At 60.9% G+C, this 13,172-nt stretch carries 15 protein-coding genes; 2 read left to right on the top strand and 13 right to left on the bottom strand.

The window, feature by feature from the left end; all coding sequences use genetic code 11:
- Window positions 1-68: 68 nt before the first annotated feature.
- The 8 genes from HX869_RS03770 to HX869_RS03735 form a co-directional block, all read right to left on the bottom strand.
- A complete protein-coding gene (locus HX869_RS03770) occupies window positions 69-977 on the bottom strand; it encodes a sugar kinase (protein ID WP_178902757.1) in 909 nt (302 codons plus the stop codon).
- A 129-nt stretch (window positions 978-1,106) separates the two neighbouring features.
- Entirely contained in the window at window positions 1,107-2,315 is a 1,209-nt protein-coding gene (locus HX869_RS03765) for an amino acid deaminase (protein WP_102369341.1), read from the bottom strand.
- Between the two features lie 9 nt (window positions 2,316-2,324).
- Window positions 2,325-3,089: an IclR family transcriptional regulator gene (locus HX869_RS03760; protein WP_003208002.1), complete on the bottom strand. Its 765-nt coding sequence runs from the start codon at window positions 3,087-3,089 to the stop codon at window positions 2,325-2,327.
- A 169-nt stretch (window positions 3,090-3,258) separates the two neighbouring features.
- Window positions 3,259-3,648, bottom strand: a complete 390-nt coding sequence (locus HX869_RS03755; protein ID WP_003208000.1) for a RidA family protein — start codon at window positions 3,646-3,648, stop codon at window positions 3,259-3,261.
- Between the two features lie 23 nt (window positions 3,649-3,671).
- Window positions 3,672-4,457: an amino acid ABC transporter ATP-binding protein gene (locus tag HX869_RS03750; RefSeq protein ID WP_003207998.1), complete on the bottom strand. Its 786-nt coding sequence runs from the start codon at window positions 4,455-4,457 to the stop codon at window positions 3,672-3,674.
- Complete coding sequence (locus HX869_RS03745) at window positions 4,454-5,116, bottom strand: amino acid ABC transporter permease (protein WP_003207996.1); 663 nt, start codon at window positions 5,114-5,116, stop codon at window positions 4,454-4,456. The genes HX869_RS03750 and HX869_RS03745 overlap by 4 nt, the downstream gene beginning before the upstream one ends.
- 9 nt (window positions 5,117-5,125) lie before the next feature.
- Complete coding sequence (locus tag HX869_RS03740) at window positions 5,126-5,788, bottom strand: amino acid ABC transporter permease (protein WP_003207993.1); 663 nt, start codon at window positions 5,786-5,788, stop codon at window positions 5,126-5,128.
- Window positions 5,789-5,840: 52 nt separating this feature from the next.
- On the bottom strand, window positions 5,841-6,689 hold the full coding sequence (locus HX869_RS03735) for a transporter substrate-binding domain-containing protein (protein ID WP_177050108.1): 849 nt from the start codon (window positions 6,687-6,689) through the stop codon (window positions 5,841-5,843).
- A 336-nt stretch (window positions 6,690-7,025) separates the two neighbouring features.
- On the opposite strand from HX869_RS03735, the gene HX869_RS03730 reads away from it, so the two are divergent.
- Both HX869_RS03730 and HX869_RS03725 read left to right on the top strand, forming a co-directional pair.
- Window positions 7,026-7,262 carry a hypothetical protein gene (locus tag HX869_RS03730; RefSeq protein ID WP_003207990.1) on the top strand — a complete coding sequence of 79 codons (237 nt, stop codon included), beginning with the start codon at window positions 7,026-7,028 and terminating at the stop codon, window positions 7,260-7,262.
- 148 nt (window positions 7,263-7,410) lie between these two features.
- Window positions 7,411-7,788 (top strand): co-chaperone YbbN, encoded by a 378-nt coding sequence (locus HX869_RS03725; protein ID WP_102369342.1) that lies wholly within the window; start codon window positions 7,411-7,413, stop codon window positions 7,786-7,788.
- Here the strand turns inward: HX869_RS03725 and HX869_RS03720 are convergent.
- The 5 genes from HX869_RS03720 to HX869_RS03700 all read right to left on the bottom strand — a co-directional run bounded on the left by HX869_RS03720 (window position 7,724) and on the right by HX869_RS03700 (window position 13,127).
- The gene (locus HX869_RS03720) at window positions 7,724-8,566 is read right to left on the bottom strand and encodes a PhzF family phenazine biosynthesis protein (RefSeq protein WP_178902756.1); all 843 of its coding nucleotides are present in this window, start codon (window positions 8,564-8,566) and stop codon (window positions 7,724-7,726) included. The two genes, HX869_RS03725 and HX869_RS03720, sit on opposite strands and share 65 nt — an antisense overlap.
- A gap of 79 nt (window positions 8,567-8,645) precedes the next feature.
- Window positions 8,646-10,199: a TerC family protein gene (locus HX869_RS03715; RefSeq protein WP_008436957.1), complete on the bottom strand. Its 1,554-nt coding sequence runs from the start codon at window positions 10,197-10,199 to the stop codon at window positions 8,646-8,648.
- Window positions 10,200-10,468: 269 nt separating this feature from the next.
- A complete protein-coding gene (locus tag HX869_RS03710; RefSeq protein WP_177036023.1) occupies window positions 10,469-10,837 on the bottom strand; it encodes a lysozyme inhibitor LprI family protein in 369 nt (122 codons plus the stop codon).
- Window positions 10,838-10,849: 12 nt separating this feature from the next.
- Complete coding sequence (locus HX869_RS03705) at window positions 10,850-12,040, bottom strand: sugar transporter (protein WP_003207980.1); 1,191 nt, start codon at window positions 12,038-12,040, stop codon at window positions 10,850-10,852.
- A gap of 88 nt (window positions 12,041-12,128) precedes the next feature.
- Window positions 12,129-13,127 (bottom strand): bile acid:sodium symporter family protein, encoded by a 999-nt coding sequence (locus HX869_RS03700; RefSeq protein WP_178902755.1) that lies wholly within the window; start codon window positions 13,125-13,127, stop codon window positions 12,129-12,131.
- Window positions 13,128-13,172: the final 45 nt, after the last annotated feature.

Genomic DNA, 13,172 nt, shown 5'->3' with positions numbered 1-13,172 from the left:
TGCGTCCGCTCTTGGGACGCAGAGCGTCCCTGGCTGCATTCCCACGCGGAGCGTGGGAACGATCAGCGTTAGTCTCGGGGAATAAGTGCACCCGGCACCTGAATCACCCGGCTCGCCAGCCGATGCCCGGCCAAGGCTGCTTCCTGCGGCGAGCCGCCCTTGAGCCGACTGGCCAGGTACGCCGCACTGAACGAATCCCCCGCCGCCGTGGTGTCGACCACCTTCTCCACCACCAACGCCGGCACCTCGAACCGCTCCCCCTCACAGCGAATCAAACACGCATCCGCCCCGCGCTTGAGCGCCACCTCGGCAATCGTCGGGTACGCCGCAAACACCTGCTCGCTGTCTTCATAGCCGAACAACGCGCGTTCGTCATCCTCAGTCAGCAAGGCGATATCCACCTCGACCAACACCGCGTGATACGCCGCGCGTGCGGCGTCCACGCTGGCCCACAGGCGTGGCCGGTAGTTGTTGTCGAACACCACCTTGCCGCCGCGCTTGCGGGTTTCGACCAGGGTTTCCAGCAGGCGCGCACGGCCCACTTCGCCCAGCACCGCCAGGGTGATGCCGCTGAAATACACCACGTCGTACATCGGCAACGCTGCCAGGATCGGCTCGGCCGCCGGTGTGGTGAAGCAGTCGCGCACGGCCGCTTCGTTGCGCCAGTAGAGGAATTTGCGCTCGCCGTTGGCATCGGTCTGGATGCAGTACAAACCCGGCAGGCGCCCGGGCAGGCGCTGAACCATGCCCAGGCCCAGGCCTTCTTCGGCCCAGTGCTTGCACATGGCATCGCTGAAGCTGTCATCGCCCAGGGCGGTGACGTAGTCGACGGTGCTCGGTTCACCCAGCTCGCGGCGCAGGTAGACGGCGGCGTTCAGGGTGTCGCCGCCGAAGCTTTGTTGCAGGCTGCCGTCGGCGCGGTGTTGCAGTTCGATCATGCATTCGCCGATGAGGGCGATGCGGGGTTTTGTGTTCATGCCTGGGGTCTCTCGATGTACTGGAGGGCCTCTTCGCGAGCAAGCCCGCTCCCACATTTGAATGCATTTCAACTGAAGGAACTCGGTCGAATGTGGGAGCGGGCTTGCTCGCGAAAGGTGCGACTCGGTCTAGAAGCAGGTATGCAGGCTTTCGATCACCTGCAACTGCTCATCCACCAGATTACCCACTTGCCACTTGTCGAAGGTCAGGCACGGGTGGGATGTGCCGAAGGAGATGATGTCGCCAATGCGCAACTCAACCCCCGGTGCGACGACCATGAACGCATGCTGGTCCATCACGGCGGTGACCTTGCACGCGGTCACGTCATCACCCTCGGCTGGCAGCACGCCAGCCTTGTAGCGCTTGAGCGGCACCGGCAGGCCGGCGTCGTAGGCGACGTCGCGCTTGCCCAGGGCGATCACCGCGAAGCCCGGCTCCGGCAGCGATTGCACGTGGGCCCAGACTTCCAGCGCCGGGCGCAGGCCTTCGTTGAGGTCGCTGCGACGGTCGAGTACGCAGCACTGCGCGTCTTTGTAGATGCCGTGGTCGTGAGCCACGTAGCTGCCCGGGCGCAATACGCTGAGGAAGCGGCCAGCGGCGTTCTGGGCTTCGAAGGATTCGGCAATCAGGTCGTACCAGGCCGAACCCGAGGCGGTAATGATGGGCTTGGCCAGGTCGAAGGCGCCGCTGTTTTGCAGGTCGACGGCCAGGCGTACCAGGGAGGCGGCGAATTCGCGGATGCCACTGATGGCGTGCTCGCCATGGATCACCCCTTCGTAGCCTTCGATGCCGGTGAGGGCCAGCGCAGGCTGGGCCTTGATCGCCTTGGCCAGGTCGAGCACCTGTTGTTCGGTGCGGCAACCGCAACGCCCGCCGACCACGCCGTATTCGATCATCACGTTCAAGCGCAGGCCACGGGCGGCGAAGAACAGGCCCAGGTCGGCGACGTTGTCCGGGTGGTCGACCATGCAGTGGAAGTCGAATTCGGGGTCGGCCAGCAGGTCGGCGATCAGCGCCATGTTCGGCGCGCCCACCAGTTGGTTGGCCATCAACACCCGGCGAACCCCACCGGCGTACGCAGCGCGGGTCTGCACAGCGTTGGCCAGGGTGATGCCCCAGGCGCCCTGCTCGATCTGCCGCTGGAACAGAGCGGGCATCATGCTGGTCTTGCCGTGAGGCGCCAATTGCGCACCGCTGTTGCTGACGAAATCCTGCATCCAGCGGATGTTGTGTTCCAGGGCGTCACGGTGCAACACCAGGGCCGGCAGGCTGACGTCACGGACCAGATGTGCACCGACGGCGGCGGCGCCTTTTTCAACGGCATTGAAGGCAGACATAAGGGTTTCCTATTCGTTGATGCGACGGGCCAGGTTGTTCGCACTGTCGATCAGCACCCGGCGGTAGTCGTTGTAGTTTTTGATCGCATCGGCCCGTGGGGCGACGATGCACAGGGTCGCAATGCTGATGCCTTGGGCGTCCCGGACCGGGGCGGCAAAGCAGTGGGTAAAGGTGTCGGCGACACTGTCGAAGGAGAAGAATCCGTCGAGGGTGGCCTGACGGATTTGCCCGAGGAAGGTTTCCAGAGGCAGGCGCTGACCGTCCGGGAGGATGAAGTCGTCGTAGTCGATCAGGTCGATGATTTGCTGGTCGCTCAGGTGGCCCAGCAGCAGGCGGCCGGAGGCGGTCCAGGGGATCGGCGCGTTCTCGCCGATGTCTGAGGAAATGCGGAAATGCCGCTCGCCTTCGCGCATCAGGGCCACGGTGTATTTGCGGCCATTGAGCAGGCACATCTGGGCGGTTTCGTGGGTTTGGCTGACGATTTCCTGCAGGGCGTGGTCGGCTTCGCGGGTCAGGTCGAAATGGCGCAGGTGGGCCTGGCCGAGGAAGTACAGCTGACGGCCGAGGTAGACGTGACCGTCCTTGCCAACGGTTTCGAGGATGCGCCGTTCCAGCAGCGAGGCCACCAATTCGTAGACCGTGGATTTGGGGCTGCCGATGCCGCTGGCGATGTCATTCGGGCGCAGGGGCTGGCCGATTTCCTTGAGGAAATCGAGGATATCGAACGCCCGGTCAAGGCCTTTGGCGCGGCGTTTGATGGTGTCTTCGGTCATGGCAGTCGTCGGTCCCGTTTGAAGATGTAGCTATCAACACAGATCCCCTGTGGGAGCGGGCTTGCTCGCGAAAGCGGTGTGTCAGTGAATACATCTACAACTGATCCACCGCTTTCGCGAGCAAGCCCGCTCCCACATTGGGTCTCCTGTGGTCTCAAGAGACGGGCATTTAGCCTTTTTTCTTGTAGGCCACGCAATCGATCTCAACCTTGCAATCGACCATCATGTTCGCCTGCACACACGCCCGCGCCGGAGCATGTTCCGGGTTGAAGTATTCGCCGAAGACTTTGTTGAAGCTCCAGAAGTCCCGTGGGTCTTCCAGCCATACACCGACGCGCACCACGTCTTCAAGGGCGTAGCCGGCTTCTTCGAGAATCGCCACCACGTTGCGCATGGTCTGGTGGGTCTGCTCGACGATCCCGCCCGTGATGATTTCACCGTCCACCGCCGGCACCTGGCCCGACACGTACAACCAGCCATCCGCTTCCACCGCGCGGGCGAAAGGACGAGGCTGGCCGCCGCCTGCAGTGGCGCCGGTGCCGTAACGAGTAATGCTCATAATGGATCTCCTGAAGTGATGATTTAAAAACGAATGTTCTTGAGAAATTCCGCCAGTCGCGGCGATTGCGGGCGTTCGAAGATGTCTTTCGGCGGCCCTTGTTCTTCAATGCGGCCCTGGTTCATGAAGACGATCTTGTCCGAGACTTCATAGGCAAAGCGCATTTCGTGGGTGACCAGCAACATGGTCATGCCCTCTTCCGCCAAACCCTTGATCACGCTGAGCACTTCGCCCACCAGTTCCGGGTCCAGGGCCGAGGTGACTTCGTCGAACAGCATCAGGCTCGGGTTCATCGCAATCGCCCGGGCAATCGCCACGCGCTGTTGCTGGCCGCCCGACAATTGGCCCGGGAAGTGATTGCGGCGCTCCAGCAGGCCGACACGGTCCAGCCATTTTTCCGCCAGTGCAACCGCTTCGTCCTTGCCCATCTTCTTGACCTTGAGCAGGCCCAGGGTGACGTTCTGCAAGGCGGTCAGGTGCGGGAACAGGTTGAACTGCTGGAACGCCATGCCGGTCATCGCGCGGTGCTGGGAGATCACCCGCTCCGGGTGGCGCACGCGCTTGCCGCCGACCTCGCTGTAGCCGATGGATTCACCGTCGAGGGTGATCTGGCCGCCCTGGAATTCTTCCAGCAGGTTGACGCAACGCAGCAGCGTGGTCTTGCCCGAACCGCTGGAGCCGATCAATGTCACGACGTTGCCGCGCTGCATGCTCAGGTCGACGCCCTTGAGCACTTCCACCGGGCCGTACTGTTTACGCAGGCCGCGAATGTTCAGCAGTGGCTGGCTTTCTTTTGAGAGTTGGTTCATGGCAACGCCACCCGCTTTTCAATGTAACGCCCCAACAATTCGATGGCGTAGTTGATGACAAAAAACATAAAGCCTGCAAACAGGTAGAACTCCAGGGTCATGAACGTCCGGGCGATGACCTGTTGGGTGCTGAGGAGCAGCTCGGCCACACCGATCACCGACAGCAAGGTGGAAGCCTTGACGATTTCGGTGGACGAGTTGACCCAGGTCGGCAGGATCTGCCGCAGCGCCTGGGGTAACAGCACGTAGCCCAGGGATTGATAGAAGGTCAGGCCGATGGCCTTGCCCGCTTCCAGTTGCCCCTTGGGAATGGCCTGCAATGCACCGCGCACGATTTCCGAAACGTGAGAGCCGCAGAACAGCGTCAGGCCCACGGCACCGGCCTGGAACGCAGTGATCTGCCAGCCAAGCGCCGGCAGCATGTAGAAGCACGCCAATACCAGCACAAATACCGGCGTACCGCGGATCAGGTCGACGTACAGGCGAAACGGTGCGCGCATCCAGAATTTGCCGTAGGTCAGTACCAAGCCGGCGACGATGCCGATCAGGGTGCCGAAGATAATGGCCAGGGCCGAGCAGTAGACGCTGGTCTGGAACCCCGCCCAGAGGGTTTCCCGGGCGATCCACAACTCATGCAGCCAGCTGGGGGATTCGTACATGGGCGCTCCTTAGCGGCGAATTGCCAAACGCTGTTCCAGGTAACGGAGCAGCATGGCAATGAGGTAACAGGCAGCCACGTAGAGCGCGGTCGTGACCATCCAGGTTTCAATCACCCGGTAGCTTTCGACGTTGATCTTGCGGGCGTAATAGGTCAGCTCCGGCACCGCGATGGCGGCCGCGAGGGAGGTGTCCTTGAACAGCGAGATAAAGTTGTTCGACAGCGCCGGCAGCACGTTGCGCAGCATGACCGGCACGGTGATGTACGCGCGGATACGCCATTCGCCCAGGCCAATGGCCAAGCCCGCTTCACGCAACCCCTTGGGAATGTTCAGCAGGCCTGCGCGGAAGACTTCGGTGAGGTAGGCACCGGCGTACAACGACAGGGTGATGATGAACGAAGGGATCTTGTCCAGCCGGATACCCAGGCTGGGCAAGGCGAAGTAGATCAACAGGATCAGCACCAGGATCGGGGTGTTGCGGATCACCGTCACATACACCGAGGCCACGATGCGCAGCGCACGGTGTTTGGACAGCATCGCAAACGCCATCAACAGGCCGATCACGCAACCGATGGCGATGGACAGCAGTGCCAGTTCAAGGCCGAGGCCGAGCCCCGCCAGCAAGCTGGGGAAATCGCGCCACACAGCGGCAAAGTTCAACTGATAGTTCATGGTCGGCAGTACCTGATTGGGGCGCCGTCAGCGACGCCCCAGGGTTTACGAATTACTTGAACTCAACCGGGAAACCGATCGCAGGCTCTGGCAGGTCCACACCGAACCATTGCTTGAACGAGGCCTTGTACATCGGGAATTCCACACCGGTCATGGCTTCATGCAGGGCGGTGTTGACGAAGTTCAGCCAGTCCTGGTCGCCACGCTTGACAGCGCACGCATAGGTTTGCGGGCTCCAGGCGTAGCTCGGGCTGCGGTAGCGGCCCGGGTTTTGCACCATCAGGTACTTGACCGAGGACTGGTCGGTGGCGGCGGTGTCGGCACGCCCGGAGTTCACGGCCTGGTACATCAGGTCGACGCTGTCGTACTGGTCGACCTTGGCTTTGGGCAATGCCTGGTGCACCAGCTCTTCGGCGTAGACGTTTTGCAGCACGGCCACGGTGACGCTGTCGCCAGCGGCTTGCAGGTCTTCGATCTCTTTGTATTTGCTGTTGGCCGGCAGCAGCAGGCCCACGCCTTCGCGGTAGTACGGCAGGGTGAAAGCCACTTGCTGCGCGCGGCTGGCGGTGACAGTGATGAACTGGCAGCTCATGTCGACCTTGTCGGTCAGCAGGTTGGGAATCCGGGCGTCGGAGGACTGCACCACGTATTCGACTTTGCTCGGGTCGTTGAACAACCCCTTGGCCACAATGTGGCCGATGTCGATGTCAAAACCCTGCAACTTGCCATCCGCTCCCTGGAAGTGCCACGGCGCATTGGTACTGCCTGTACCCACGATCAGGTGCCCACGCTTGAGCACTGTATCGAGCTTGCTGTCCGCCGCCTGCACTACGCTGGCGAGGGAAGCCGATGCGGCGAAGAGAAAAACACACGCTTTGAACACGGAAAGTCGGTGATGCATGACAAGCACTCCAGAGATTGTGTATTCCGCTATACCGGAACTTAGTATGTAACAACGGAATAGACAGCAGAAAGTGTGCCACACGCGGTGACAGAAAAATATTGCGGGATTAATTTCTTTTTAAATCAAATGGATAGATTTTTATCAGCGATAAGGCACTGGGCCAGCCGCTGCAATCAGATTGCTACCGTTGGCTACACACCGGGGTGACAGGCCACATTTGGGTGCGGGTGCGGGTCGTTACCGTGCACGAAAGCGGTGCGGTGGCCGAATGGAAGAATTCCGTGGCTGGGCTAGTCTTGGCAGATGATCGAGCCCCCCAAGGAACGCGTTCAGATGAAGATCAGTCTTGTCCTTATGTTGTTGTCGCTGGCGTTTGCCACCCAGGTGTTCGCCAAGGATGACCGGCGCGAATGCAAGGCCGAGCTGGTCAGGCTGAAGGCGGCGTTCAGTACGAACTACACCACGCAGAATCATCATGGGTATCGTCGGGCCAAGGATGCCAAGGATCAGGGTGACTATAAGCAGTGCGTGGGGTTGGCGAAGAAGGCTCGGGAGCGGGCGGAGCGCTGAAGGCTTTGGGGCTGCTGCGCAGCCCAGCGGGAGCAAGCTCCCTCGCCACAATGGGCTACTTGGAGGTGGGTACCTGTTAGTTTTGACAGTAGACGGTTTTGATCGCCGGGATTAGCGTGGGCCAGGCCTTTCGCTCAAGGAGATCATCATGGGAATTGCAACGGCGGTGATTGCCGATGCCGAGCAGTATCAGCAGTTGCTCAAGACGCATAGAACGGTGTTCATGCTGTTTGTTTCGCAGCACTGCCCGGCCTGCGGGGAGGCCGGGCCACTGTTTGAACGGATTGCCGGGAAATACGCCAGCTCCGTGAAAAGCCTGGTGCTCGACACTGCCCGAACCCCGAGGCATCCCGAGGTTACCGGCACGCCTACCCTGCTGGTTTTCCAGAATGGCAAGATGATCAATAAGCTGGAGGGGTTCGACGAAAAAACGCTGAGGGAGACGTTCGCCAGGACCAGAATCAGTCCTCCAACATCAACCGCGCCGTACCCGAAACCCGAATCGAGGCACCCTTTTCATCGGTGATCTGCGCCTGCAAGCGCGAACGGCTGCCCATGTCCTCGCCTTGAATGATGTCGATGCGCCCGTTGTGCGGCCAGCCCAGGTCCCGCAGGTAGCCGGCAAAGGCAGCGGTCGCGGCACCTGTGGCCGGGTCTTCGTACACGCCGCCCACCGCAAACGGATTGCGGGTGTGGAACAGCGCCGGGCTTTCGGCAAACACCAGCACCACGGTACCCAGCCCGGCGTCGGTCATGTAGCGGCGACCGGCTTCCAGTTCATAGTGCATCTGGCTGAGTTTGGCGCGGCTGTCGAGCGCCAGCACCAGGTGGGAGATGCCGGCATGGATGATCGCTGGCGGAATGCTCGGGTCCAGGTCATTGCGGGTGTAACCGAACAGGGTCAGGCCCGCGTCCACCAGGGCATCGTTGGCCGGTGCGCTGCGGGTTGGCGGGGATTGCAGCGCGGCCTCGATCAGGTCGCCTTCGCTGCGACCGCTGACGGAAATATCGCCATTGTTCAACGCCAGGTGGAATTCGCCATCGCCCAGCGCCAGGCTCAAGGCCGCACCGAGGGCGATGGTGGCATGCCCGCAAAACGCAACTTCGGACTCCGGCGCGAAGTACCGCACGCGCCAGCCGTCATCCTGCGGGCAGGCGAATACGGTTTCCGAAAACCCGACTTCGTGGGCGATACGCTGCATTTCTGCAGCTTCCGGCAGGCTGTCACCGATCCAAACACCTGCAGGGTTACCGCCCTGGTTGCCGTCACAGAATGCAGAAATCTTAAGCACGTCCAAAGTCATTCGGGTAACCCTTCCTTAACGGTTCAGTGAGCGGCGATGCTATCCAAAGGCCAGCCCAGCGTCGAATGAAATTCACCCGTTAAAGAGGGGCCAGCAACACCTGCGTGACCCGCCGCTCCTCCACCGCCGCCACGGTCAGGCGCCAGCCTTCATGTTCCAGGCTGTCACCGACCACCGGCAGTCGATCCAGCAGGCTCATCACCAGCCCGGCCAGGGTCTGGTAATCCTCCGTCGCCACAGCCTTGAAGCCGGTGCGCTGGCGGATCAGGTTGAGGTTCAAGGCGCCATTGACGCGAAAACCACCCTCCTCCTCGACGATATCCGGGCCTTCGACCTCACTCGCATCCGGCAACTCACCGGCGATGGACTCGAGGATGTCGGTCATGCTCAACACCCCGATAAAGTCGCCAAATTCGTTGATCACGAAGGCAATGTGAGTCGACTCCTGACGCATCTGCTCCAAGGCATTGAGAATCGAAAAACTCTCCAGCAAGTTGACCGCCCGGCGCGCCAGGTGCTCCAGGTTCGGCTCGTTACCGGCCAGGTATTCCTTGAGCAACTCCTTCTTGTGCACAAAGCCCAATGGCTCGTCGACATTACCGTTGCGGATCAAGGGCAGGCGCGAGTAAGACGAATGCATCAGTTTCAGGCGGATAGTGTCGGGATCGTCCGACAGATCTATAGAGTCCACCTTCGCCCGAGGCGTCATCAGCGTACGGATCGGGCGTTCAGCCAGTTGCAGCACGCCACTGATCATCACCCGCTCGCGCCGATCGAACAGCGGCCCGCCGTTGGCATCGGGGTTGTCCAGCAGGTCGGCGACCTCTTCACCCACCTCCTCCACTGCCAGATTACGCCCGCCGAGCAAACGCATCACCGCATGGGCCGTACGCTCACGCCTCGGCAGCGTGCCCTGGGCCGACTTCTTGCGGCGCGACCGGGCGATCTGGTTGAACAGCTCGATCAGGATCGAGAAGCCGATGGCGGCGTACAGATAGCCTTTGGGAATGTGGAAGCCCAGGCCCTCTGCGGTCAGGGCAAAACCGATCATCATCAGGAAGCCCAGGCACAGCATGATCACCGTCGGGTGGGCGTTGACGAAACGGGTCAGCGGCTTGCTGGCAATGATCATCAGGCCGATGGAAATGATCACCGCGATCATCATCACCGCCAGCTCATCCACCATGCCCACGGCGGTAATCACCGCATCGAGGGAGAACACCGCATCCAGCACCACAATCTGCGCAACGATCGGCCAGAACATCGCATAGGCCACGTTGCCAGTGCGCTGAGCCACATGCCCCTCAAGGCGCTCATGCAATTCCATGGTGGCCTTGAACAACAGGAACACACCACCAAACAGCATGATCAAGTCACGGCCCGAGAAACTCTTGTCGAACACCTCGAACAGCGGTTGGGTCAGGGTCACCAACCAGGAAATACTTGCCAACAGGCCCAGACGCATCAGCAACGCCAGGGACAAACCGATCAGACGCGCACGGTCACGCTGCTCCGGCGGCAGCTTGTCCGCCAGGATCGCGATAAACACCAGGTTGTCGATGCCCAGCACCAGCTCCAGCACAATCAAAGTCAACAGGCCGAGCCAGGCCGTTGGATCCGCTAACCATTCCATTTTTCAGTATCTCTTCAAGTTTTTCAGAATGCCGGGCACGGCAACGCACGGTCGAGGGACCGGGTAAGGGTAGGCAATCGGAAGACGGGGTGCCTGGCCTGGAGGCAGGCGATCAGCGGGAACAGCGACAGTGCATGTCTTGAGGAAAGACGACTGGGAGGCTCCGAGAGGGTGTTCATGTAGGTCCTGTTGTGGGAAAGGGACTTGAATCGTACAGGCGAAACAGGGATTTCCTACAACGCAAAACTATTACAAGATCTGTAACTGCTTCAGAACGGCCCCTTCGTCATCACCCGCTCATCGATAAAGCTACGCAACATCGCAATACGCTGCGTATAGGCCTGGGTCAGGCAACTGACCTGGGCCCCGCACGTATGGCGTTTTTTTAGCCAGGCAGCCTGATCATCCATCAACGAACCACGTCCGCCCATAGCCATGAAGTGCCGGTTCAGGTCATAAAGCAGCGCCATCGTCACGTCCTGATCATTAAGCGAACGCGTGGCACAGATGGTTTTCTCGTCAGGCGCCTTCGCCCGGTCACAGTCAAAACTGGCCGCCAGGCTTGCAGGGCTGAGCCACAACACAGAAAACCCGGCGAGCACTGCGAATACCGCCGGTTTAATCAAACGAACTGCCATGAAAATTACCTCCTACAGAGGGCTACGCGCCACACCCTGCCCAAACCGATAAATCGCCAGGCAATACCCAATCAACGCCACCGCTGCCAGCAACCCGCCCGCCGCGCCGATCCAGGCAAAACCAAAGTGGCTGCCCACCCAACTGCCCATCAACGCCCCACCGCCAATACCGATGTTGTAGATCCCGGAAAACATCGCCATCGCCACATCCGTGGCATCCGGCGCCAGCACCAGCACCTTCGATTGCAACGCCAGGCCAAAACCCATGATGGCCATGCCCCAGAACACACTCAGGGTCACCAGGTACGACACCTCGCCACTCAACGGCAGCAACAACGCCAGGCACAGCGCCAGTATGGTCACCGCGCTGATCAGGAACCGGTGCGGATTAAAGCGATGCACCAGGCTGAACAACAACGAACCAATAATTCCCGCGCCGCCAAACACCAGCAGGATCAGGGTCACCGTATTGCCACTCATACCGGCAACACCTTCAACAAACGGCTCAACATAACTGTAGGCAGTGAACTGCGCCGTCACCACCATCGCCGTCAGCACATACAACGCCACCAGCGCCGGGCGCTTGAACAACAGCGGCAAGCTGCGCAGCGAACCGGAGTTCTGGCTCGGCAGCAGCGGCAAGGTGCGCGCCAGCCAGAACACCAGCCCGGCGGCAAACGCGCCGATCACCAGGAAGGTGGTGCGCCAGCCCATGGCTTCGCCCAGCAAGCGGCCCAGCGGGATACCCAGAACCATCGCCAGGGAAGTACCGGTAGCCAGCAACCCAAGGGCCTGCACCTGCTTGCCCTCCGGCGCCAAACGCACCGCGAGGGAGGCAGTAATCGACCAGAACAACGCATGGGACAGGGCAATGCCGACCCGGCTGAGCATCAGGATGCCAAAGCTGGTGGCCACGCTGGACAGGATATGGCTGGCGATAAACATGCCGAACAGCACGATCAGCAGCTTGCGCCGCTCGACGTTACGGGTCAGCAGCATCACCGGCAGCGAGGTCAGGGACACGATCCACGCATAGATGGTCAGCATCAGGCCGACGCTGGCGATGGGCATGTCGAAGCTCGCGCCGATGGCACTCAGCAGGCCGACCGGTACAAATTCGGTGGTATTGAAAACGAAAGCGGCCAACGCGAGAGCGAAGACCGGTTGCCAGTTGGCTTGAGGTGTTGCGGCGGAAATGCTCATTTACAGGTCGTCGTACTCGTTTGCGCGCAGATCAAGCCGGCCCGATGCCGGGCCTTGAGCCGCGCGCAAAAAATAGTAACACGACGATTCAGGGATCGACTTGCCCCATCAGCTCGGGAATCGACTCAGGACGCTTGGCATAGCGCTGGGCCAGCGCCGCGCAGACCATCAACTGGATCTGGTGAAACAGCATCAGCGGCAAGATCAGCACCCCCATGCTCGCCCCGGCAAACAACACCTGGGCCATCGGCACACCGGTGGCCAGGCTTTTCTTCGAGCCGCAGAACAGAATGGTGATCCGGTCTTCCTGGCTGAAGCCAAAAGCCTTGCCCAGCACCGTGGACGCTACCAGTACCAGCGCCAGCAACACACAGCACGCCACCACCAGGCCACCCAGTTCCCACAACGGAATCTGGTGCCAGATGCCCTCGTTGACCGCTTCGCTGAAGGCGCCGTAGACCACCAGCAAAATCGAACCCTGGTCGACGACCTTCAGCCAGGATTTGTTACGCCCTACCCACTCGCCGATCCAGCGACGGGCGATCTGCCCGGCGATGAACGGTAGCAACAATTGAACACTGATTTTCAGGATCGCATCGACGGTGGAGCCGCCATCGCCATGCACATTCAGCAGCAACGTCACCAGCAATGGCGTCAGGAAGATCCCGAACAGGCTCGACGCCGCCGCGCTGCAAATCGCCGCCGGGATATTGCCCCGGGCCAGGGAGGTAAAGGCAATCGCCGACTGCACGGTGGCGGGCAACGCACACAAATAGAGCATGCCCATGTACAGGTCTTTACCGATCAGCGGCGACAACACCGGCTTGAGCGCCAGGCCCAGCAACGGAAACAGCACGAAGGTCAGGCTGAACACCAGCAGGTGCAGGCGCCAATGACCCGCACCGGCAACAATGGCCTGGCGCGACAGTTTCGCGCCGTGCAGGAAAAACAGCAGCGCGATGGCCAGGTTGGTCACCCAGCCAAAGGCCACGGCGGTCTGGCCGCTGGCGGGCAGCAGGGACGCGAGGATCACCGTGGCCACCAGGGTCAGCGTGAAGTTGTCAGGTAAAAAGCGTGGGCGGGTCATAGGCCAATCTTCCAGGGGTTGCCAAGAGCATCGTCGCGACTCTAA

The sequence above is a fragment of the Pseudomonas sp. P7779 genome (assembly GCF_013386315.1).
Lineage (GTDB): Bacteria > Pseudomonadota > Gammaproteobacteria > Pseudomonadales > Pseudomonadaceae > Aquipseudomonas.
This window is presented reverse-complemented; position numbering and strand designations above follow the sequence as displayed.